This is a genomic window from Bradyrhizobium sp. LA6.1 (assembly GCF_040547805.1).
In the GTDB taxonomy this organism is placed as follows: domain Bacteria; phylum Pseudomonadota; class Alphaproteobacteria; order Rhizobiales; family Xanthobacteraceae; genus Bradyrhizobium; species Bradyrhizobium barranii.
In genome coordinates, this window is the sequence record NZ_JBEPQK010000014.1 from 220,293 (window position 1) to 241,635 (window position 21,343).

Here is a 21,343-nt window from a genome sequence, read left to right on the forward strand (position 1 = left end):
GGCCGCGATGGCGGGTTGCCCAACCGTCACTGCACATTTCCGCGACGGACTTCTATCCTGCTTTCCAAGGTCGCTGCCGGTCGGCATGATCGGCGGCAACACGGCACATCAGATGCCGAACAGGGGAGGACGGATCGTGGACACGCGTGGCCGCACGCTGCTGGCCAAAATCTGGGACCAGCATGTCATCGCCCGGATCAGCGATGATACCGATCTGCTTCATGTGGATCGCCACTTGTTGCATGACCTCGGCGGCTCCGCCGGCCTGATCAACCTCAAAAGCCGCAACATTCCGGTCCACAATCCCGAACTGACCTTCGCGACGCCGGATCATGCGATTTCGACGGCGTCCGGGCGTGCGGGCACGATCAAGACCGGGTGGGAGCTGCTGGCGGCGCTGCGGACCGAGACATCCGCCAGCGGCATCCGGCTGTTCGACCTCGACCAGCCGGGGCAGGGCATCGTCCATGTCATTGGGCCGGAGCTCGGCCTCAGTCTGCCCGGCTGCCTGATCGTCTGCGGCGACAGCCATACCTGCACCCATGGCGGGCTCGGCGCGCTCGCCTTCGGCATCGGCTCCAGCGAGCTCACGCATGTGCTGGCGACCCAGACCATCATCCAGCGCCGGCCGAAAACCATGCGGGTGACGTTCGACGGCCGGTTGCCGTTCGGCGTGACGGCGAAGGACCTCATCCTCGCTTTGATCGGCCATGTCGGCGCCGCCGGCGGCACCGGCTATGCCGTCGAATATGCCGGCAGTGCGATCAGGGACATGCCGATCGAAGGGCGGCTCACCATCTGCAATCTGTCGGTCGAGCTCGGCGCCAAGATGGGTCTGATCGCGCCGGATGAGACGACGTTCGATTATATCCGCGGCCGTCCCTATGCGCCGCAAGGCGAGATGTGGGAGCAGGCCGTCGCGGCGTGGCGGACGCTGCGGAGCGACAGCGACGCAATGTTCGATCGCGAGGTGTCGATCGACGTCGGAACCATCATCCCCCAGATCACCTGGGGCACCAGTCCCGAACACGTCCTCGGTGTCGATGGCCGCATTCCGGATCCCGCGGACATTGCCGATCCCGCGCGCCGCGGCGCGATCGAGATCGCGCTCGACTATATGGGCCTGAAGCCCGGTGCGCCGATCGCCGGCACGCCGGTGGATTGGGTCTTTATTGGCTCCTGCACCAACAGCCGCCTCAGCGATCTGCGCGCCGCGGCCGAAGTCGCGCGCGGCCGCAAGGTTGCGCCGGGCGTGCGCGCCTGGGTCGTGCCGGGGTCGGAGACCATCAGGCGCGATGCGATGGCCGAGGGGCTCGACAAGATCTTCATCGACGCGGGCTTTGAATGGCGCGAGCCCGGATGCTCGATGTGCCTTGCCGCAAACGGTGAAACCGTGCCGCCCGGCCAGCGTTCGGTGTCGACATCGAACCGGAATTTCATTGGCCGGCAAGGGCCGCGTGCCCGCACTCATCTGGCAAGTCCGGCCATGGCCGTGGCGGCGGCGGTGTCCGGCGCCATCGCCGACGTCCGAACGATGGAGCGCTAGATGCCGCAAGCCTTCACCAAACTGACCGCGACGGCCGCGCCGATCATGCGCACCAATGTCGATACGGACGTCATCATCAGCATCAACCGCATGATCGGAAATTCCGTCCGCGGCACTCTCGGCAAATGGGCGTTCGGATCGCTCCGCTATTTGCCCGATGGCTCGGACAATCCGGAGTTCATCCTGAATCGCGAGCCTTATCGCGCGGCGGAGATCCTGGTCACGGGTCCGAATTTCGGCTGCGGCTCGTCGCGGGAGGCGGCGGTGTGGTCGCTGCAGGAAATGGGCATCCGCGCCATCATCGGATCCGGCTTCGGCGACATCTTCTTCGCCAACTGCTTCCAGAACGGCATCCTGCCTGTCGTGCTGGACAAGGCCGTCATCGATGGCCTCGCCGCGGAGATCGAAGCGAGCCAGGGCGCGGGGCGCGTCAGTGTCGACCTGCAGGAGCAGACCGTCACCTCGCCATCGGGCGTGCGGCACGTCTTCGAGATCGATCCGCGCCGGCGCGCGGGTCTGCTCGAAGGCTTAGATGAGATTTCGCTGACGTTGCGGCGCGACCACGAGATCCGCGCATTCCAGGCATCCGACCGCGACGCGCGGCCGTGGATTCACTTTGCAGGACATCAGGCAGGACAATTGGCATGAACACGCTCTCGAACATGATCAAGGTCGCCGTGGTCGGCGGTGAAGGCATTGGTCCTGAAGTGACCGACCAGTCCCACCGCATTCTCAAATGGTTTTCGGCGAGGCGCGCCATTCCCGTGGCTCTGCGCGAAGCGCAATACGGACTCATCCCGTATCTGGCGACGGGCAAGGTGTTGCCCGATGACACCGTCGAGGCGATGGAGGAGGCCGACGCGATACTCTGGGGCGCGACGGGCGGCCCCGAAACCACTGAGGTCCCTCCGGCAGCGCGCAAGGCGGGGAGCCTGCTATCGCTGCGCAGCAAATACGACCTCTATGCCAATCTCCGGCCCATCGTCGCCAACCCGGCGCTGGCGGATTCCGCGCCGCTCAAGGCCGCGGTGCTGAAGGATGTCGACTTCATCATCATCCGCGAGCTCACCAGCGGCATCTATTTCGGCGAGCCGCGCGGCATCGAAACGCTACCCGATGGCCAGCGCCGCGGTTTCAATACCCAGCAATACACCACCAGCCAGATTCGCCGGGTGGCGCGAACCGCGTTCGAACTGGCACGGACCCGCAAGGGCCGGGTCTGCTCCGTCGACAAGGCCAATGTGCTGGAAACCAGCGTGCTGTGGCGCGAGGAGGTCACCGCGCTGCATCAAGCGGAATTCTCCGATGTGGAGCTGACGCACCTCTATGTCGACAACGCCGCCATGCAGATCGTGCGGGCGCCGTCGCAGTTCGACGTCATGGTGACCTGCAACATCTTCGGCGACATCCTCTCCGATTGCGCCGCGATGGCCTCGGGTTCGCTGGGCATGCTGCCGTCGGTCTCGCTCGGGCCGCCGGACCGGCTGGGCCGCCGCAAGGCGCTCTATGAACCGGTCCACGGCAGCGCGCCTGACATTGCGGGCAAGGGCATCGCCAATCCGCTCGGCTCGATCCTCAGCGTCGCGATGATGTTGCGCATCACCCTCAATCGGCCCGATGATGCCACGTTGCTGGAGAAGGCCGTGGATACGGCGCTGGCTGCCGGCGCAAGAACGGCCGATATCGCCGAACCCGGCGCAAAAAGACTTTCGACCCAGGAGATGGGCGATGCGGTTCTGAACGCGCTCGACAAGGTCGTCGGCAAGGAGAGGGAGCACGCGTGATGAGAACTCGGGTCACCAGACGGGCCGCGTTGACGATCGTCGCCGGCGCCGGTGCGTCCATGGCGGCAGGGCGGGCATGGGCGGATACCCCGTCGGGCCGCGTGATCTATCCGGTGGCCATTCCGGTCTATCAGTCTCAATTCGTCGCCGACCGGGCCGGTTTCTTCAAGGAGGCCGGCCTCGACTGCAAGCTGATCCAGGGCGGCAGCGGGGTGAAGACGCGCGAGATCATCGCGTCGTCCCAGGGCGATATCGGTATCGGCGACATCACCCACCCGATGCAGCTCAGCAATCACGGCCGCAGCGCGCGGGTCCTGATGCCGGTCGATACCCGCAGCAACGCCGCGATCTTCATTATCCGCAAGGATCTGTTCGACCAGGGCATCACCACTCTGGAGGCGCTGGCGAAGTGGAAGCGGCCTGACGGACGAAAGCCGATCGTTTCGGTGTCGTCGCTGGGCGGCACCAACCACGTCTGGGCGTCCTATTACATGGAAACCATGGGACTGGACGACAAGGTGACCTGGATCGGCACCGGCAATGTCGACACCATGATGGGCACGTTGAAGACGAAACAGGTCGATGTTCTCATCAATTCGCCATCGATCCTGAAGGATTCGGTCGAGCAGGGCTGGGGGGCGTTGTTGTTCGATGGAACGGACGAGGCGGTCTGGGCCAAGTACATCGGCGGCAAGGTCCCGGTGACGTCTCATTTCACGCTGCAGGCGACTATCGACAAGGACCCGCAGAAGATGCAGGCGTTCGTCACGGCGCTGTGGCGCGCCACCCTGTGGATCAAGGGGCACTCTCCCGAAGAGATCTATGATATGATCGAGCCTTACGTCGGAAGCACGTCGCGCGATGCGAATATTTTCGACAGCGGCGTCATGAAGAAGGTCACCGATTACGAAGGCATCATCGATGCCGCCAGCTTCGCGCGCGGTCAGAAGGTTTGGTTCCGTGAAATGACCGGCATCAAGCCGCTCGCGATGGCCGACGTCGTCAACACCAGCTTCATCGAAGCGGCACGCAAGGCCTATCCGGCTTGACGATCCAGGCTTTACACGCACCACACGTCGATACGCCGCCTGAGACGCGGCGCATCGACGTGCGCGGTTTGTGCAAGACCTTCCAGCTGGCGGGTGCCGCCATCGAGGCGGTGCGCGACGTCTCCTTCAATGTCCGGCGCGGCGAATTCGTCGCCCTGCTGGGGCCATCCGGCTCGGGCAAGAGCACCGTCCTCAACATGATCGCAACCCTGGTCAAGCCGACCAGCGGTCAGATCCTGATTGATGGTACGCCCGTCGTCCCCGGACAGGCGACGCCCAATGTCGGCTATGTGTTCCAGCGCGACACCCTGTTTCCCTGGCGCACCGTCGCCGACAACATCGGTTACGGCCTCGAACTGGCGGGTGTCCCGGCGGCGGAGCGAAAGGATCGTGTCCGTGCATGCCTGGCGCAAGCCGGGCTGCAGGATTTCGACAATGCCTATCCCTCGGCATTGTCGGGCGGCATGCGCCAGCGCGCCGCCTTGATGCGAACGCTGGTCGTCGAGCCGCAGGTTCTGCTGATGGACGAGCCGTTCGGTGCGCTCGACACCCACACCAAGATCGACATGCACGATGTGCTGCTTCGCATCTGGGAACGCGAGCAGCAGACCGTGCTGTTCGTGACCCATGATCTCGGCGAGGCCCTGACGCTGGCGGACCGCATCATTCTGTTTTCCGCGCGGCCGGGCCGGATCAAGGAGAGCTTCGAGGTGGATTTCGCCCGCCCACGCAATGCCGTGAAGATCCGGGAGACGCCGCGCTATGCCGAGCTGTTTCAGCTGATCTGGCACTCGCTCGGCGAGGAGTTCATCAAGGGCCGCAAACCATGAGGCGAGCGCGCCGCCCCGGAAGAACGTTCGCATGGCAGATGTTGATCTGCGTCGGCTTCCTGTCGATCTGGCAGTGGGGGTACGATCTGCACGGCCGTCTTCCCTGGCTGGTGCCGGATCTGCTCGACCCCTATTTCGTGTCCAAGCCGTCCGACATCTTCGAGCACTTCCTGATCCTGAGCTGCCTCAAGTCCAAGCTCGGCGTGTTCAACGGCTGGTTCAATGGTGAATTCGCCCGCTGCATGGCGCGATCCGAGAACAATCTCTGGATCGCGACCGCCGTCACCCTGAAGAACACGTTTTTCGGTTTCGTCACCGGCGTCAGCAGCGGCTTTGCCGCGGGCCTCGTGCTCGGCCGCTCGGATCGGCTCAGCGCGATCTTCCAGCCGTTCATCACGGCGGTGAATTCGATCCCCCGCATCGCGCTGGCGCCGATCATCGTGCTGGCCTTCGGCATCGGCGATACCTCGAAGATCGTCACGTCGTGGATCGTGGTCGTCTTCCTGGTGTTCTTCAATACGTTCGAAGGGGCGCGCTCGATCGACGAGGGTTTTGTCAACGCGGCGCGGCTGCTCGGCGCCAGCGAGTGGCAGATCACCCGCACGGTGGTCATCCCCTCGACCATGGCCTGGGTCTTCGCCTCGCTGACGCCTGCGATCTCCTTCGCCCTGATCGGCGTGATCGTCGGCGAGTTCATCGGTGCGGAGCGGGGGATCGGCCGCCTGATCATCGAATCCGAGGCGCGCGCGGAGGCATCGGGAATGATGGTCGCCGTCGTCGTGCTGATGCTGGTCGGCGTCGCGCTGTCCGCGTTGATCTGGCGATTGCAGGCCTATCTGTTGCGCTGGCAGCAGCATAATCTCGCGGAGTAGCCCGAGCCGCGGCCTGCGGCGTTGATTACGGCCCCGCCAGCACCGTCCGAGCCGTCGTCACAAACGCCTGCGCTGCCGGCGACAACGTTCGCCCCTGACGCTGCAGCAGCGACACCGGGCGGGTGATCGCCGGGCGTATCAGGGGTCTTGCGATCAGCGTCGGGAATTGGTCGGCGGGCAGCATCGTCGCGGGGAGGATGGCGAGGCCGAGGCCTTGGGCTGTCATGGCGAGCGCGGTGTTGATCAGCGTGACCTCATAGGTTGGAGAAAGGTGCTTGCCCTGCGCGCCGAGGGCCTGGTCGATCTGCATGCGGATTCGCGTCTCGCGCCGCATCGCGATGGTCGGAAGCTGCGCCAGCTCATCCCACGTCAGCGCGGGCCGCGCGGCGAAGTCGGCGGTGCGACGGCCGATCGCGCTTAGCCGGCCGCGGGTCAGCGTCTCGATCGTCATCTCCGCGAACTCACCCTCGACGCTACCGATCGCGAACTCGGCATCGGTTGCGATCAGGCGCGGAACGAGGTCGTCGGCGGCGACGTCGCGCATGTCGATGTCGATCTCGGGATGGCCTGCGCGGAATTTCGCGAGAACCTGCGGCAGCAGTGCCGAAGCGGCGCCCGCCGACGCGACGAACGCGACGCGGCCCGCGCGCGCCTGCGCGAGGTCATGCATGCGCCGTGACAGGCCCAGCGCATCGCTCAGCATACGTTCGGCGGCGTGAAAGGCCTCGTCGGCGGCCAGCGTCGGCTGCACCGAACGCGTGGAGCGATCGAACAGCTTTACGCCGAGCTGCACTTCGAGCTGCTGGATCAGGAGGCTCGCCGCCGATTGCGTGATGCCCAGCTCGCGCGCGGCCCGCGTGATGCTGCGCGTGCGATACACGCCAGTGAAGGCCCGCAATTGTCACAAGGTGACATTCATAGCAAATTCTCATGAATTGATGAGTTCTTTCCGACTTATCGCATAAGAGGCCTTGCAATAAAATGCATGCTGCGCGGGCAACGAATCCGCGGTGGTGCAAGGGGATGGAACGAGCATGAGGACACAGGTGCTGGTCGTGGGCGCCGGGCCCGTGGGATTGACCGCGGCCATGGATCTGGCCTCGCGCGGGATCGACGTCGTCGTTGCGGAGATCCGCCACGCCGGCGATCCGCCCAGCGTCAAATGCAATCACGTCTCGGCGCGCTCGATGGAAATCTTTCGCAGGCTCGGCGTCGCCGCAAAGCTCCGCGACGCAGGCCTGCCCGCGGACTTCCCGAACGATTGCTCCTACCGGACCACGGCGACCGGCATCGAGCTCTGCCGTATCGACATTCCCTCGCGCGCGCGCCGCTACAGCGCCACCGGCGGCCCCGACACCTGGTGGCCGACGCCCGAGCCGCCGCACCGGATCAACCAGGTCTATCTCGAACCGATCCTGTTCAGCCACGCCGCCGCTCAGCCGCGCATCACCATTTTGGCGCGCACGGAAATCATCGATATCGAGCAGGACGACGATCGTGTGGTCGCGCTGGGTCGCGACCTCGACAGTGGAAACGCGCTCCGCATCGAAGCCGACTTCGTGATCGGGTGCGACGGCAGTCGCTCCCTCGTCCGCAAATCGATCGGCGCCAGCCTGTCCGGCACGCCGGTGATCCAGCGGGTGCAATCGACCTTCATCGAGGCGCCGCAACTGAAGGAGTTGATGGGCGCGCACAAGCCGGCCTGGATGGTGCTCTCGCTCAACCCGCGACGCTCCGGCACGACGGTTGCGATCGACGGCCACGACCGCTGGCTGATCCATAATCATCTGAGGCCCGACGAGCCTGAGTTCGACTCGGTCGACCGCGACTGGTCGATCCGTGCCATTCTCGGCGTCGACGAGCGGTTCGAGTACAAAATCCTCAGCAAGGAGGACTGGGTCGGGCGCCGGCTGGTGGCCGATCGCTTCCGCGACCGCAGGGTCTTCATCTGCGGCGACGCCGCGCATCTGTGGATGCCCTACGCGGGCTACGGCATGAATGCGGGCATCGCTGATGCCGTCGATCTCTGCTGGCAATTGGCGGCGCATCTGAACGGATGGGCGCCGGCTGCGATCCTCGATGCCTATGAGGCGGAGCGGCAGCCCATCACCGACCAGGTGTCGCGCTTTGCCATGGATCACGCGATGAAGATGATGGCGCAGCGCGGCGGCGTGTCCGCGGAGATCGAGGATGACACGCCGCGCGGCCACGCGGCGCGCGCTTCGCTTGCGAGAGCGGCCTACGATCTCAACGTGCAGCAATATTGCTGCGCAGGCCTCAACTTCGGCTACTATTACGATGCCTCGCCGATCATCGCCTATGACGGCGAAACCCCGCCGGCCTACGCGATGGGAAGCTTTACGCCCTCCACCGTGCCGGGCGCCCGCGCGCCGCATGTGTTTCTCCGCGACGGACGATCGCTCTACGACGCCTTCGGAGGGGGCTATACGTTGCTGCGACTTGACCCGGCGATCGATGTGGCGCGGCTGCTCTCTGCCGCAGAACAGCGCGGCATGCCGCTTGCGCTGGTCGACATCGCGTCGGATGAGGCGAACGGGGCCTATGCCGAGAAGCTGGTGCTGGCGCGGCCCGACCAGCACATCGCCTGGCGCGGGCAGGCCGCGCCCGAAGATCCGCAAGGCCTGCTGGCGCGCATCACTGGCGCTGCGGCGTGATCGAATGGCAGGCTGCCTGCCAACGGCACGGCAGCCTGGTCGACCTACAAACAAGAAAACGTAAATGGGGGAGGAGAAATTGTTTCACGTTGCAAGGCGCCGCATTCTGGCCGTGTTGACGGCCGCGACTTTCGCCGTGCTGCCGCTGGAAGCCGGCCGCGCGGCCTATCCGGAGCAATTGATCAAGATCATCGTGACCTTCCCGCCCGGCGGCAGCGCCGACACCGTCATCCGTGCGCTCGAGCCGCTGGTCACCGCCGAGCTCAAGCAGAGCCTGGTGATCGAGAACCGCGCCGGGGCAGGGGGCAATATCGGCATGGCCGCGGTGGCCCAGGCCAAGCCCGACGGCTACACGCTCGGCGTCGCGCCGGCGGGCGCGCTGACGGTGAACCCGCACCTTAATTCGTCGATGCCGTTCGACCCAAAGGATCTCGCGCCGATCACCCTGCTGGCGGAAATTCCCTTTGTGCTGGTCGCGTCCGCGGACGTGCCCGCGCACAATGCCGCAGAGACGATCGCGCTCGCCAAAGCGAAGCCGGGCGCGCTGTCGATCGGGCATGGCGGCAATTCGACCGCGATGCATCTGACGGCCGCGCTGTTCACGCAGAAGGCGGGGATCAGCATGGAGCTCGTTCCGTATCGCGGGACGGCGCCGGCGGCGGTTGACGTCCTTGCGGGACATGTCCCCTTCGCGGTGCTGGATATCCCTGCATCGAGGCAATTGATCCTCGAAGGCAAGCTCAACGCCGTCGGCGTGTCCTCAACGCGCCGCCTCCCATCCTTGCCCGATGTGCCGACCCTTGCCGAGAGTGGCATCGCGGGTTTCGAATCCGTGGGCTGGTTCGGGCTCGTTGCTCCTTCAGGCACGCCTGCGGACGTCATCAGCAGGCTGAACGAGGCTTTCACAAAGGCGCTGAAAGACCCTGTGGTGGCCGAGAAGATCCGGACCCTCGGCGCAGAGCCCGCCCCGACCTCGCCGGAGCAGTTCGGCCGCTTCATTCAGAGCGAGAGCACGAAATGGGGCAAGCTCATCAGCGAGGCAGGCATCAAGGCGAACTAGGCCGTGTACCTATAAACCCGGTGCGACATGTGACTGGTGGCTTCGTCCGCTTTGCTCCTATAACCGAAACCACCATGATCGCGGCGTGCTGATCGAACCTTGTGGTGCCAAACGGAGGCCGTATGAGTCAGTTGAGGTCTATGTACCCACCCATCGAGCCCTATAGCGCTGGCACCCTCGACGTTGGAGAAGGTCACCGGGTTTATTACGAACGGGTGGGGACGCCGGGCGCGAAGCCAGCGGTCTTCCTGCACGGCGGACCGGGCGGAGGTTTGTCCCCTGAACATAGGCGTCTGTTTGATCCCAATCGATATGATGTCATGCTCTTCGATCAGCGAGGATGTGGGCAATCAACTCCGTATGCGGGGCTCGAAGCGAATACGACTTGGCATTTGGTATCGGATATCGAGCGCTTGCGTGAACTTGCAGGCGTCGACAAATGGCTCGTGTTCGGTGGCTCGTGGGGATCGACTCTCGCGTTAGCTTATGCAGAAACGCATCCCGACCGCGTCAGCGAGATTGTTCTCCGTGGCGTCTACACCGTCACCAAGGCGGAGCTGCAATGGTACTATCAGTTCGGCGTTTCAGAGATCTTTCCGGAGAAGTGGGAAAAGTTCCAGGCACCGATACCCCTGAGCGAGCGAGGCGACATGATTGCGGCGTATCGCAGCCGGCTGACGGGCGACGATCGAGCCATCCAGCTCGAGGCAGCCAAGGCTTGGGCTATTTGGGAGGGCGAAACGATCACGCTGCTGCCTAATCCAGCATTCTCGACATCGTTTGGCGACGACCAATTTGCGCTCGCGTTTGCGCGATTGGAGAACCACTATTTCGTTCACGATTGCTGGCTGGAGGATGGGCAACTTCTGCGCAACGCTCACCGCCTCCGCGGTATCCCGGGAGCCATTGTTCACGGCCGCTACGACATGCCCTGTCCAGCCCGATATGCGTACGCGCTGCATAGGGCGTGGCCTGATGCCGCATTCCATCTGGTCGAGGGTGCAGGTCATGCTTGGTCGGAGCCAGGTATCCTCGATCAACTGGTGCGCGCCACCGATCGCTTCGCGACAGCACGATGAAGAGGGCAACGACGAAGTCGGAATAAATCCGGGCGCAGAAGAGGGGAATCATCCGTTGGTGGCGGGCCCTTCCTCTCCGCCGCTCAAGCTTGCTTTTTCTGACGGAGCCGTGACGGCCAGCCGATCCTGACCAGGGTCTCGTCCGGGTCCGACAGCGCAAACTCGTACATTCCCCACGGCGTGTCCTCCGGCCCCCGTCCGTTGGCCAACTCGCCCGAAAACTCTCGCGCGAGTTCGTCGACGGCCTCGGTGTAGAGATAGAGACCGAACGGGTTGCGGCCTCTGATCAGCCAGCCTTCGACGGCATCGGTGAGATGGAGATGGCCACCCTTTCCATCGGAGAGGATGCGATAGCTGTCCTCTCCGTCCTCCGGCTTGTCGCCGTCCGCGCGCGCAAAACCGAGCCGGGCGTAGAATTTCTCCGAGGCGTCGAGGTCGTTGCAGGGAAGGATGGACGTCAGTGCGTGAGTTGGAGGCATGCGAATCCCTTTGCGTTAGACCGCCGATACGTGGGGACGGAGGGTTCAAAGTCGTCACGGCCCGCCGTCCCGACCAGCTTGCGTCCTTTTGAAGACGACCTTATAACCTCGCGCAGGTGCCGAAGGGGCGCCTTCCCGCACAAGAGGCTCTCACCCTTCGAGAGGTTGTCCGTTTTCTTCCGGCGATACGATCCTTCGATCGGCATCCGGGAAGGCTAACGATGACGAGCCCTTTGTTCGGCAATAGCGGGAGTGTCGGACGCCTCGCTGGGGTTGTCATGAACACCGTATTCTCGTCGGGTGCTGCGACGCTCGAATTCCCAAGCACGTGCGATAAGTTGCTGCGTGAAATCAAAATTCGCGCGCGGCTACGCTTGAACGATCTGACCAATGAATCGCCGGATGTCATATTCTACGCACGCTGGATATCGAGGCGGCGACGCTGGGCGTGGCCCGCGAAATGGAAGTTCCCGCGCTCGGGAACGCGCAGACCATCGGGACTGCGTTGCTGTCGACCAAAGTACAGCTCGTGATCCTGGACGGCTTGACCCATGAAGCCGAACTGAGTGCGGTCGATCTCGTCCTGCCTCGAGTTCGTCAGTTTCTGCATGGTGGGTCATCATCATGACGGCCGGTTACTTACTCGGTTCGACCGTGAACGCGAAGCCGCTGTCGTGGGGGGGCACGCGCCCGGTGCCCCCGCAACCAGAGCGGTGACAGGTTGAACCTGCTACCGTCACGGCCCGACCAACAGCATCCCGCCAACCGGCAGGGAGCGAGGTGTTTCAGGACGATGTTCGACAAAACCTACCGGCAGCGCCTCGAGGCTGATCTTGCGCAATGGGAAGCCGACGGCGTGATCGCGCCGGCGGCGGCCACCTCCATCCGCAGCGCGCTGCCGCCGCTCTCGCCCGGCATCAACATCGCCGTCGTCGTTGCCATCGTCGGTGGCCTCTTGATCGCAGCCGCCTTCCTCGCCTTCGTCGCGGCGCACTGGACGGAGATCCCGCGGCTGCTGCGGTTCGCGATCCTGATCGCCGGCATGGTCGTCGCCGGCGGCCTCGGAGCGTGGTTCGCCGCGACGGGCCGCACGGTTCTCGCCGATCTCTGCGCGAGCATCGGGGCGATCATCTTCGGCGCGGGCATCGCGCTGGTCGGCCAGATGTATCATCTCGGCGAGGACTTCGCCGGCGGCATGCTGCTGTGGTCGATCGGAGCATTTGCCGCCGCCCTGCTGACCGGATCGCGCGGCGCGCTTGCGGTCGCCCTCGTCGCGGCCTGCATCTGGACCTGCATGCGCAACTATGATGCGCCCGATGTCCTGCATCTTCCGTTCGTGGCGGTCTGGCTGATCGCCGCCACGCTCGCGCTTGCATGGAATTCCCGTGTGGCGGCCCATCTCGTCGCGGTCGCGCTGCTTCCGTGGTGGATCGCGACGTCGCTCCGCTTTGAGCTCGACGGTGCCCAGCCGTCGTTCGTGCTCGCGAACGGCGCCGCCCTGCTGTTCGGCGCCGGGCTCGCGATCGCCGCTGTGCCGTCGCCGAGGGCGCTGCGCCTCGGAATCGTCCTGTCGATCTACGGAGCGTTTTCGCTGGCCGCCGTCGCTTGCCTGGAGGTGACAACGGTCGACGACATCATCCGCTTCCGGAACAGCTCGGTGCCGGCTCAGCCGCTTTGGGCGATCCTGTGCGGGGCCGCGGGCGTGATCCTCGCGCTTGTGTCCGCCGGCATCACCAGGCGTGCAGGTGAAATCCTTGCGGCATGTTCGATCGGGCTAGTCCTGCTCGCGGCGCCGATCTGGCCGGCATCCACGGCCGGCGAGCCCTGGTTCGCCTATGCCGCGCTGCTCTGCGCCATGCTGTGCCTCGTCGTCTCCGGTGTGCTCGATGATGTGCGTCCGCGAATCGTCGCCGGCTGGCTCGGGATCGCCGGCGTCATCGCGGGCATCACCTGGGCGGTGAAGGGCTCGCTGCTGCGCCGCTCGGCCTTCCTTGCCGCGGCCGGTGTGATTGCCGTCGTATTTGCCACCGCGCTCAATCGTGCGCTGCCGAGGGCCCAGCGATGATGGAGTTGACCGCGTCCGTGACAAAACTCTGGCAACGCATCCCGAAAGCCGTGCTGTTCGGTGTCGCCGTCCTGCTTCAATGCGTGCTGCTGGTGCTGATGGTCGCCGATCGCATGCAGATCCTGCGCGAAGGCCGTGAGGTGACGTTGCAGACGCAGCCGGTCGATCCCCGCGATCTGCTGCGCGGCGACTATGTCGTGCTCCGCTACGACATCTCGCAACTGCCGGCGGGCACGCTCGCCGGCCAGCCGGCGGCCGAGCGCAAGCCCGTCGTGTTCGTCAAGCTCGCGCCGAATGCCAATGGTCTCTACGAGGCCGTCTCGGTGCATGCCGAGCCCGTCACGGTCACGGCTCCCGAAGTGCTGATCCGCGGCCGCGTCTCGTATTACGGCGGAACCTGCGGCTCGGGCCCGCGCGTCTACTGCGAGAAACTGGCGATCAAATACGGTCTCGAAAGCTATTTCGTGCCCGAGGGCGAGGGCAAGAAGCTCGAGCAGGCCCGCAACCAGCAGAAACTCCGGGTTGTCGCCGCCGTACTCCCCTCAGGCCGCGCCGCCATCAAGCGGCTGCTGCTTGACGGCGAGCCGGTCTATGAGGAGCCGTTGTACTAGGCGTAGATCATTTGGCCTTCAGCGCCCGCCGCAGCACGTCCCACATCCGCGGATCGCTCATATGCGCCACGTTGAAGCGCAGGAAGTCCGAGGCCGTTTGCGACACGCTGAAGACGTTGCCCGGCGCGAGCACCACATCCTCCTCGAGCGCGGCGCGCGCGACGGCGGTGGCATCCTGCCCGCCCGCGAGGCGGCACCAGAGGAAGAAGCCGCCGCGCGGCATCAGCCAGGGCTCGATGCCCAGCGCCTGAAGTTTTCGCGCGACGTCGCGGCGCGTGCGCGTGAGCTTCTGCCTGAGCTCGTCCATATGCTTGCGATAGCTGCCGCCGGCCAGGACCTTTGCGATGATTTCGGTCGCCACCGGGCTCGGGCCGCCGAAACTGGTCGCGACCTGGAGGTCGACGAGGTGCTCGATCCAGTCGGCTCGCCCTGCGATGTAGCCGCAGCGCACCGAGGCCGACAGCGTCTTGGAGAAGCTGCCGATGCGGATCACGCGGTTCAATCCGTCGAGCGCGGCAAGGCGCGGCGAGCGCTCCGGTTCGAAGTCGCCGAAGATGTCGTCCTCGATGATGGTGAGGTCGTGCGTCGTGGCCGCAGTCAGAAGCCGGTGCGCGGTCTGAAGCGAGATCGTCGCGCCGGTCGGATTGTGCAGCGCTGAATTGGTGATGTAGAGCCGCGGCCGCTCAGCCGCGAGGATCTGCTCGAAGCGCGCGACATCGGGGCCCGACGGCGTGTAGGGCACGCTGACGATCTTCGCCTGATGCGCCCGCAGCAGCGCGCGAAAATTGAAGTAGCAGGGATCGTCGACCAGCACGGTGTCGCCGGGACGGAGCAGGAAGCGGCAGATCAGGTCGGTTGCCTGCGTGCCCGAACCGGTCAGCATCAACTGGTTGATCGAGGCCTCGATCGCGTCTTCGGCGAGGCGCGCGAGCAGTAGCCGGCGCAGGGCAGGGGAGCCGCTGGTGCTGCCGTAATTGGTCAGCACGCTCGCGTCGGTGCGGGCAAGCGCACGGGTGGCGCGGCGCAAGGCCGCCTCCGGCATCCACTCCGGCGGCAGCCAGCCGCAGCCGGGTTTTGGTACGGCATCGTCCGTGTCGAGCGATTGTCGGGAAACCCAGAACGGATCAACTTCCCGGTCGCGGCGGGGCTCGACTTCGGTCAGCGCCAGCGGCGGGGTGACGGCCGATGAGACATAGAAGCCCGAGCCGCGACGGGCGCGGATCAGGCCGTCGGCGGCCAGCCGATCATAGGCTTCGACGACGGTGGACGGCGAAACACCCATTGTCGCGGCAAGGCTGCGGATCGACGGCAGGCGGTCGCCGGCACTGAGTGCGCGGGCCGCGACCTTGGCGCGGTTCGCGCCCATCACGTCGCTGGTCCGCGTCCCGCCCCGTCCCTTCGTTTGTGCCTCGCCGCCCAAGGTGTATTACCTTCCATATCCATACAGTTTTGCCGGATTGTACTGGATTGTCGCTGGTCTCGCCACCGGCGACGGCCGATGATCGTGACCCAAAAAGCGAGACGGACATGCAATCTGCAGGCAGTGGCTGGGGCAACGGGCTTCTCGGCGTCATCATCTTCAGCGGCTCCTTGCCGGCGACGCGCGTGGCGGTCGGTGGTTTCTCCGCGCTGTTCCTGACGTCCGCCCGCGCGGTCATCGCGGCACTGATCGGTGTGGCCGTGCTCGGCCTGCTCCGCCAGGCGCGGCCGCAGCGGAAGGATCTCGTCTCGCTCACCATCGTCTCCATCGGCGTCGTGGTCGGCTTCCCCCTGCTCACGGCGCTCGCGCTCCAGCACATCACCTCCGCGCATTCGATCGTCTTCATCGGGCTCTTGCCGCTGTCGACGGCGATCTTCGCGGTGCTGCGCGGCGGCGAGCGGCCGCAGCCGCTGTTCTGGCTGTTCGCTGTCCTGGGCAGCGCCACGGTCGCGGGCTTTGCCCTGTCGAACGACGGCTCGGCCTCGCTCACCGGCGATCTCCTGATGGTCGCGGCCATCGTGCTGTGCGGGCTCGGCTATGCCGAAGGCGCCGCGCTGTCGCGCCGCCTCGGCGGCTGGCAGGTGATCTCCTGGGCGCTGCTGCTCGCGCTGCCGCTGATGGTGCCGGTCGCGATCGTGACATGGCCGTCGACGTGGAGCGGCGTCGGTGTGCCCGCCTGGATCGGGCTCGCCTACGTCTCCGTTTTCAGCATGTTCGTCGGCTTCATCTTCTGGTACCGGGGCCTTGCGGTCGGCGGCATTGCCCGGGTCGGTCAGTTGCAGCAGCTCCAGCCGTTCTTCGGTCTCGCGCTCGCCGGCTTCCTGCTGCACGAGCCGGTCGCATGGAGCATGATCGCCGCGACCGCACTCGTGGTCGTCTGCGTCTTCTTCGCGCGGCGATATGCCTGAGGCGGTGCATCGCAGTTCCCGACCAGGGTCTGAAGTTGATGACCTTGATCGAACGCGCTGCCATCTGGTCATTGGCTCGCGACCACACCTTGGCGCGGTCGTTATGCGACTGCCAACGTTGATCTAGATCAACGTCTGTTCTTGCACGCAGTGCCGCACTGGATGGGAGAGTTATCTCCCCGGTGCATCGCGTGCCCTGTTTCGCGATCACAGTGACAGCATCCGCCTGGCTGGTCTGCTCGTTTCGCTGATGGGACGGTGATCGGCATCCTCACGCGACTGACAGAAATCCGCAGAAAGCAAGGGAAGGAGCACGTCATGCGACACGGAACCAAATTTTGGCTAGCCGGCGCCGTTATTGCCTGCGCAGCCATGGGCTCGGTGCAGTGGTCGGAGGAGGATGGTCTTTCATTCTCGGTTCAGAGCGCACAGGCCCGCGTAGGGCGACCAGCGACCCCAGTGAGTGTCGCCGGCGTCGCGCGGCGAACGACGCGCCGCGCCGTAGTCGGTGGAGCGGCCGTAGGCGCCGCTGTCGCGGCACCAACGTGCGCCCGCGTGCTGGTCAATGGCGCCTGGGTCTGTCGCTAGGAAAGCTCTGTCCTTCATGGGGTGATCGCAGCGACCGCGCTCGTGGTCGTGTGCGTCTTCTTCTTCGCGCGGCGGTTGGCGTGAGGCCTGTGCCTCACGCCTGCCCCATCACCGTCCGCGTCAACGCGCTCCGGGCAAACTTCTTCAGCGGCATCGGCTTGCCGAACAGAAAACCCTGTACGAGGTCGAAGCCGAGCTCGTTGGCGACAACGAGGTCGGCGCGGCTCTCGACGCCTTCAGCGACGGTGCGCACACCGTAGGCGTGCGCGAGCTCGACGATGTGACGGCACACCGTGCGCTTCAGCCGATCGCTGCCGCTGCCGGTGACGAAGTGCCGGTCGGCCTTCAGCTTGATGAAGGGAATCTTGTCCAGATCCATCAGCGACGGCCAGTTGGCGCCGAGATTGTCGATCGACAGGCCGATATTGTGCAGGCGCACCTCGCGGGCGACCTCGACCAGGAATTCGAGATCGCGGATCGCCTCCTCGCTGTCGATCTCGATCGTCAGCCCACCGAAGGCCGGATGCGTCGGCATGCGGCGGCAGAGATCGCGCACCGCCAGCGGCTCCTTCAGATATGACGTCGGCAGGTTGATCGAGAGATCGACCGGGCTCTGCTGCTCCAGGAGATAGTGCCAGTCCTGCAAGGCGCGCTCGATCACGAACTCCGAGAGCTCGCGCAGATGCGGGTCGTGCTCTTCGGGGATGAAGTAGGCGGGCGGCACCACGCCCCAGGTCGGATGCCGCATCCGCACCAGCGCCTCGGCGCCGCTGCGGACCAAGGTGCGCGCGTCGATCTTGGGCTGGTACCAGAGCTCGAGCCAGCCGGCGTGAAGCGCCTCGCCGACATACACGGCCGGGCTCGGCGCCGGCTCGTCCGGCAGCAGCATCGCGACGCGCTCGCGCAGCGTCTCCGCGGCAAACGGCGTGGTCAGTGGCGGCAGCATCGCGAGGCCATACTCCTCGCCGACCTGCTGCACGGCCCTGACGATGATGGACTCGCGGGCGCCGACGGCGAGAACCTTGCCGTCGAAGGCCTCGCGCACCAGCGTCTCCAGAAACGTGCCGGGCTCGATGCCGTCGGCGGCGATGCCGAGCAGGATCAGGTCCGGCAACTCGCGGGTCAGCACGGTCTGCAGCTCGTCCGCGCTGGCGCATTCGCTGGTGACGAAACCAAGATCCTCCAGCACCTCGGCGAGGAATGCGCGCAGATGGCGCTTGCCGTCGGCGACGCATGCGCGCGGCGTTACCTTTCGCCGTCCGAAGGTTTTGGGCCTCCGTCCGGCGAGCTCAACAAGTTCATCGTTCATCGCAAACCACTCCCGTTCCGCGACAGGTGTTAGCGATGGGAGCAGTTTCAAATATGGAGAGCTTCAGTCGATTGTTGAATTATCTGGGTAACGTTAAAGCCCGCATCACGTCTAAAATTGTCTGGATCTTCTTCCAGAAGTTTTTACGTCTGCCCGCGCGTCGCGCGCGGGCGTGCGGCAATCCCGCGCAATTTTTGCAAGACGCGGCTTGGCTGCGGACACGCGCGCTGTCCTGTAATCGGACGAGGTCGCGCGCACTTCGCCCAATTGAATAATGGACGCCTCAATTGCCTGTGGCCGTGGCGTGCCGGGTCATGCAGTACCAGCTCGCGACCGCGACTCAGGACGGGAAACGCCTTGTAGAATCCGTGCTTGTCGAGCTGCGCAGTCAGCTCGTTCAACGCGCTACGATCCGCTCGCGTTTCGCGCGGCGCTGGCGCGCGCGTGCAATGCCGCCATCGTCGATGTCCGCCGGTTCGATCTCATCGCAACCTCCTTCCCGTCGCTCTTGCGGTGCATCGCAGGATCGACGCGATGGCAGCGGTGGGAGAGTTCATTTTCACGCGATGCGCGCATGTTCCATGGTTTACGCGTGACAGTTCTGCGACAACGTGGCCGGCTGCGGCGGCGCAAATGTGAAGCACATCACATGTGTCTTGCTGCACCTGCGCTATTGCTGTGGGCAGCCGGTGGTGGGCTGTCGAGGATTACAGCAATGACGACGCGGCGATTGATGTATTGGTGGTTCAGATTCGTTCTGTCAGGACGATTTACCGATCGCTTCCTGTGCCTGCCGCGGGCGGAGTAGCCGCGCCGCAATATCAGGTCTGCCCAATCAATTTGCGAAACGCCGCCGCGCCGTCCTGCACGGCGTCGCGTCCCTTCCAGGCCAGATAGGACAGCTTGCCGCCGAGCGTGTCGTGGCTGCGCAGCCGGCGCGAGCCGAGAATGTGGCCGACATTGGAGGGGAAACGGCTCACCTCGGCGGACACCAGCGCCGCGATCGCATCCATCAATTGCTGGAGCCTGATACCCCACTCGCAACCCTCGATGCCGTCGATGCGGACCTTGAGCGCATATTCGGTGTCGTAGATGCCGGCGAGCAGGTCGCGCGCGACCAGCACGCGGTTGTGCTTGAGCGCGACCCGCAGGGCGAGCCGCTTGTCGTCGAGCCGGTCGAGCACCATGGGAACGACGCAGGCATAGGGCGTGGCGGCGACGTCGGCCACGCTCTTGCTCGCGGCGATCCTGGTGGCAAGGCGCACCAGCTCCCAGGACGTCTTCAGCCGCCTCGCCACCAGCGCCAGCGCAAAGGGCAGCGCGTCCGGGTGGGACTTCCTGAAGGCATCGAGTTGCGCGGTGATCTGGGCAACCTGGCCGTCGTCGAATTTCGCGATCTTCTCAGGCAGCTTTTCGTTGAACTTCGGCAGCGCGTCGCCGGCGCGCAGCAGCTGCTGCATTTTCCTCACGTCGTCGAAGGCGGTGCGCGAGGCCGTGTATTGGGTGAGCTTGGCGCGTGCGAACTCGGTGCTCTCCGCCGATGCAAGGGTGTTCTCCAGGACCTTGAGGACCTTGGTCTGGAAGATCGACGCGGTTTTCAGCACTTCCTTCGGGTTGTTGGCGGTGACCTGGTCGTTGATCGCCTTGATGTAGTCGCGCGCCATGGTCGGCAGCAGGTCGCGGCAGATCCACTCCCAGATGGGCGTGAGCGTGTTGCGTGAAATCCGCCCCGCATTGGCATGCTCGGGTGCGCCGTCGATCAGGAGCAGTTCGAGCGGCGCGAAGAAATAGCGCGAGGGACTGGTGGCGCGTGCCTGGGTCGATCCGTCCTTGCGGAACTCGGCGCGCAACTTCGCCTGGATGTCGGACGAGCCCGGCATGTCGATGCCGCACAGTTCGAGCCGCTCGAGCTCGCTGAGCAGACAGCTGCGCGAGAGCGGCGTCAGCCTCTGCAAGAACTCGGACAGCCGATCGATCTCGTTCATGGCACGCAATCTTCCGCAGCGTTTCCCGCAGGCCTACCGGCCTCATGCGTGGAGGCATTTGCGCGCTCTCAATCGTGACTAAGAGAAGCAAGTCATTGTTAATTTATCCGTAAAAACCGGGTGGCGCGGGCGCCCGCTGGGGAGCGTTGGTTAAGGAGGCATTTCGTCGCCTGCTCAAGTTTTGGGCGAAAACCTCAACCTACGCGTGGTCGATTGGGTGGATACTCAAGCATAAATTGTGCCTGCGCCGGCATTTCAGCACAAAACTGCCAAAATTACCGTAGTCTTACGGAGCAAAAAGTTAACCACAGACCGGCCTCGGTTCCGCTAAACGAGTCACATGGGGTCACAGAACGATACGGCCACCGATTCGCGGCCGTCGGAATGGTTCGAAAGCAGCTCTGCTCCGACCGAAGAGCTCGATTTCGCCCGCCTGAACGCGGTCCGCGCCAAGGCCGCCGACGAGATGGCCAGCGCCATCGCCCGCGAGCTCAACGGCCCCCTGACCGCGCTCCTGCTCTACATGGGCGAGATCAAGCACCACAGCGACCAGCTCGCGCCGGTTACGGCCGATCGAGCCTATTTGCAGCGCGTGGTGGAGAATGCGCTGGCGCAGACCGAACGCGTTTGCGGCGTGGTCAAGCAGCTTGCCGGTCCTCATAGGGATGCCCTGCCGATCCCGTCCAGGACCGAGGGCGCCGAATTGAACGCCGCCCGCGCACAGCAAGCGCAGCGCGTGCCGAGCACCGAGTTGCTGGGCCTGTCGGGCCAGAAGCGGCTGACCAAGCGCGAACGCGAGGTGCTGAGGCTGATCAGCGAGGGCTACTCGAACAAGCAGGGCGCGCTGCGGATGCAGATCAGCCCGCGCACGTTCGAGAGCCATCGCGCCGAGGCGATGCGCAAGCTCGGCGCGCGCAACACCGCGGACCTCGTCCGTGCGGCGCTGCTGCATTCGATCGATTGAGGTTCTGTCCTGCGCCGCCGGGCGGGCGATCAAGCCTGAGAATGGCCTGGGGACCCGGT

At 64.9% G+C, this 21,343-nt stretch carries 19 protein-coding genes; 13 read left to right on the top strand and 6 right to left on the bottom strand.

Annotation, left to right across the window (positions count from 1 at the left end; all coding sequences use genetic code 11):
- The first annotated feature begins 112 nt into the window (after positions 1-112).
- The 6 genes from leuC to ABIB99_RS30115 are packed head-to-tail and all read left to right on the top strand — an operon-like array spanning position 113 to position 6,081.
- Complete coding sequence (gene leuC / locus ABIB99_RS30090) at positions 113-1,546, top strand: 3-isopropylmalate dehydratase large subunit (protein WP_477007336.1); 1,434 nt, start codon at positions 113-115, stop codon at positions 1,544-1,546.
- Positions 1,547-2,194 carry a 3-isopropylmalate dehydratase small subunit gene (gene leuD, locus ABIB99_RS30095; RefSeq protein ID WP_354178968.1) on the top strand — a complete coding sequence of 216 codons (648 nt, stop codon included), beginning with the start codon at positions 1,547-1,549 and terminating at the stop codon, positions 2,192-2,194.
- Positions 2,191-3,330 carry a 3-isopropylmalate dehydrogenase gene (leuB, locus tag ABIB99_RS30100; RefSeq protein ID WP_354178970.1) on the top strand — a complete coding sequence of 380 codons (1,140 nt, stop codon included), beginning with the start codon at positions 2,191-2,193 and terminating at the stop codon, positions 3,328-3,330. Before leuD ends, leuB begins: the two co-directional genes overlap by 4 nt.
- Positions 3,330-4,379 (top strand): ABC transporter substrate-binding protein, encoded by a 1,050-nt coding sequence (locus ABIB99_RS30105; protein ID WP_063980446.1) that lies wholly within the window; start codon positions 3,330-3,332, stop codon positions 4,377-4,379. Before leuB ends, ABIB99_RS30105 begins: the two co-directional genes overlap by 1 nt.
- Entirely contained in the window at positions 4,376-5,209 is an 834-nt protein-coding gene (locus ABIB99_RS30110; RefSeq protein ID WP_354178974.1) for an ABC transporter ATP-binding protein, read from the top strand. The genes ABIB99_RS30105 and ABIB99_RS30110 overlap by 4 nt, the downstream gene beginning before the upstream one ends.
- 38 nt (positions 5,210-5,247) lie before the next feature.
- Positions 5,248-6,081: an ABC transporter permease gene (locus tag ABIB99_RS30115; RefSeq protein WP_224517656.1), complete on the top strand. Its 834-nt coding sequence runs from the start codon at positions 5,248-5,250 to the stop codon at positions 6,079-6,081.
- A 25-nt stretch (positions 6,082-6,106) separates the two neighbouring features.
- Here the strand turns inward: ABIB99_RS30115 and ABIB99_RS30120 are convergent, their stop codons facing one another.
- Entirely contained in the window at positions 6,107-6,979 is an 873-nt protein-coding gene (locus ABIB99_RS30120) for a LysR family transcriptional regulator (protein ID WP_354178976.1), read from the bottom strand.
- A gap of 136 nt (positions 6,980-7,115) precedes the next feature.
- Here ABIB99_RS30120 and ABIB99_RS30125 point away from each other — a divergent pair, with 136 nt between their 5' ends.
- The 3 genes from ABIB99_RS30125 to pip all read left to right on the top strand — a co-directional run bounded on the left by ABIB99_RS30125 (position 7,116) and on the right by pip (position 10,895).
- The gene (locus ABIB99_RS30125; RefSeq protein ID WP_354178978.1) at positions 7,116-8,756 is read left to right on the top strand and encodes an FAD-dependent oxidoreductase; all 1,641 of its coding nucleotides are present in this window, start codon (positions 7,116-7,118) and stop codon (positions 8,754-8,756) included.
- 79 nt (positions 8,757-8,835) lie between these two features.
- Complete coding sequence (locus ABIB99_RS30130) at positions 8,836-9,816, top strand: Bug family tripartite tricarboxylate transporter substrate binding protein (protein ID WP_354178980.1); 981 nt, start codon at positions 8,836-8,838, stop codon at positions 9,814-9,816.
- Positions 9,817-9,938: 122 nt separating this feature from the next.
- Positions 9,939-10,895, top strand: coding sequence for a prolyl aminopeptidase (gene pip / locus ABIB99_RS30135; protein WP_354178982.1), 957 nt, complete (start codon positions 9,939-9,941; stop codon positions 10,893-10,895).
- An 83-nt stretch (positions 10,896-10,978) separates the two neighbouring features.
- On the opposite strand, the gene ABIB99_RS30140 is transcribed toward pip, so the two are convergent.
- Together ABIB99_RS30140 and ABIB99_RS30145 are read right to left on the bottom strand one after the other, a co-directional pair.
- Entirely contained in the window at positions 10,979-11,374 is a 396-nt protein-coding gene (locus ABIB99_RS30140) for a VOC family protein (RefSeq protein WP_354178984.1), read from the bottom strand.
- A gap of 412 nt (positions 11,375-11,786) precedes the next feature.
- Positions 11,787-11,984 (bottom strand): hypothetical protein, encoded by a 198-nt coding sequence (locus ABIB99_RS30145; protein ID WP_166346591.1) that lies wholly within the window; start codon positions 11,982-11,984, stop codon positions 11,787-11,789.
- Positions 11,985-12,167: 183 nt separating this feature from the next.
- On the opposite strand from ABIB99_RS30145, the gene ABIB99_RS30150 reads away from it, so the two are divergent.
- Together ABIB99_RS30150 and ABIB99_RS30155 are read left to right on the top strand one after the other, a co-directional pair.
- A complete protein-coding gene (locus ABIB99_RS30150; protein WP_354178986.1) occupies positions 12,168-13,439 on the top strand; it encodes a DUF2157 domain-containing protein in 1,272 nt (423 codons plus the stop codon).
- A complete protein-coding gene (locus ABIB99_RS30155; protein WP_354178988.1) occupies positions 13,436-14,050 on the top strand; it encodes a GDYXXLXY domain-containing protein in 615 nt (204 codons plus the stop codon). Before ABIB99_RS30150 ends, ABIB99_RS30155 begins: the two co-directional genes overlap by 4 nt.
- Positions 14,051-14,057: 7 nt before the next feature.
- Here the strand turns inward: ABIB99_RS30155 and ABIB99_RS30160 are convergent, their stop codons facing one another.
- Positions 14,058-15,416 carry an aminotransferase-like domain-containing protein gene (locus ABIB99_RS30160; protein WP_354179022.1) on the bottom strand — a complete coding sequence of 453 codons (1,359 nt, stop codon included), beginning with the start codon at positions 15,414-15,416 and terminating at the stop codon, positions 14,058-14,060.
- Positions 15,417-15,577: 161 nt separating this feature from the next.
- On the opposite strand from ABIB99_RS30160, the gene ABIB99_RS30165 reads away from it, so the two are divergent.
- Entirely contained in the window at positions 15,578-16,438 is an 861-nt protein-coding gene (locus tag ABIB99_RS30165; RefSeq protein ID WP_354132408.1) for a DMT family transporter, read from the top strand.
- Positions 16,439-17,120: 682 nt separating this feature from the next.
- Here ABIB99_RS30165 and ABIB99_RS30170 read toward each other — a convergent pair.
- Together ABIB99_RS30170 and ABIB99_RS30175 are read right to left on the bottom strand one after the other, a co-directional pair.
- Positions 17,121-18,335, bottom strand: coding sequence for an EAL domain-containing response regulator (locus ABIB99_RS30170; protein WP_354178991.1), 1,215 nt, complete (start codon positions 18,333-18,335; stop codon positions 17,121-17,123).
- 821 nt (positions 18,336-19,156) lie between these two features.
- Entirely contained in the window at positions 19,157-20,320 is a 1,164-nt protein-coding gene (locus ABIB99_RS30175) for a hypothetical protein (protein ID WP_354178993.1), read from the bottom strand.
- Between the two features lie 340 nt (positions 20,321-20,660).
- Here ABIB99_RS30175 and ABIB99_RS30180 point away from each other — a divergent pair, with 340 nt between their 5' ends.
- A complete protein-coding gene (locus ABIB99_RS30180; RefSeq protein WP_071908605.1) occupies positions 20,661-21,284 on the top strand; it encodes a helix-turn-helix domain-containing protein in 624 nt (207 codons plus the stop codon).
- Positions 21,285-21,343 lie beyond the last annotated feature (59 nt).

Excerpts from the sequence above, each read along its gene's own strand:
- leuC (WP_477007336.1), top strand. The coding sequence starts at position 113 with ATGCCGAACAGGGGAGGACGGATCGTGGACACGCGTGGCCGCACGCTG.
- leuD (WP_354178968.1), top strand. The coding sequence starts at position 1,547 with ATGCCGCAAGCCTTCACCAAACTGACCGCGACGGCCGCGCCGATCATG.
- leuB (WP_354178970.1), top strand. The coding sequence starts at position 2,191 with ATGAACACGCTCTCGAACATGATCAAGGTCGCCGTGGTCGGCGGTGAA.
- ABIB99_RS30105 (WP_063980446.1), top strand. The coding sequence starts at position 3,330 with ATGAGAACTCGGGTCACCAGACGGGCCGCGTTGACGATCGTCGCCGGC.
- ABIB99_RS30115 (WP_224517656.1), top strand. The coding sequence starts at position 5,248 with ATGTTGATCTGCGTCGGCTTCCTGTCGATCTGGCAGTGGGGGTACGAT.
- ABIB99_RS30125 (WP_354178978.1), top strand. The coding sequence starts at position 7,116 with ATGAGGACACAGGTGCTGGTCGTGGGCGCCGGGCCCGTGGGATTGACC.
- pip (WP_354178982.1), top strand. The coding sequence starts at position 9,939 with ATGAGTCAGTTGAGGTCTATGTACCCACCCATCGAGCCCTATAGCGCT.
- ABIB99_RS30140 (WP_354178984.1), bottom strand. The coding sequence starts at position 11,374 with ATGCCTCCAACTCACGCACTGACGTCCATCCTTCCCTGCAACGACCTC.
- ABIB99_RS30145 (WP_166346591.1), bottom strand. The coding sequence starts at position 11,984 with ATGCAGAAACTGACGAACTCGAGGCAGGACGAGATCGACCGCACTCAG.
- ABIB99_RS30150 (WP_354178986.1), top strand. The coding sequence starts at position 12,168 with ATGTTCGACAAAACCTACCGGCAGCGCCTCGAGGCTGATCTTGCGCAA.
- ABIB99_RS30155 (WP_354178988.1), top strand. The coding sequence starts at position 13,436 with ATGATGGAGTTGACCGCGTCCGTGACAAAACTCTGGCAACGCATCCCG.
- ABIB99_RS30160 (WP_354179022.1), bottom strand. The coding sequence starts at position 15,416 with ATGGGCGCGAACCGCGCCAAGGTCGCGGCCCGCGCACTCAGTGCCGGC.
- ABIB99_RS30165 (WP_354132408.1), top strand. The coding sequence starts at position 15,578 with ATGCAATCTGCAGGCAGTGGCTGGGGCAACGGGCTTCTCGGCGTCATC.
- ABIB99_RS30170 (WP_354178991.1), bottom strand. The coding sequence starts at position 18,335 with ATGAACGATGAACTTGTTGAGCTCGCCGGACGGAGGCCCAAAACCTTC.
- ABIB99_RS30175 (WP_354178993.1), bottom strand. The coding sequence starts at position 20,320 with ATGAACGAGATCGATCGGCTGTCCGAGTTCTTGCAGAGGCTGACGCCG.
- ABIB99_RS30180 (WP_071908605.1), top strand. The coding sequence starts at position 20,661 with ATGGGGTCACAGAACGATACGGCCACCGATTCGCGGCCGTCGGAATGG.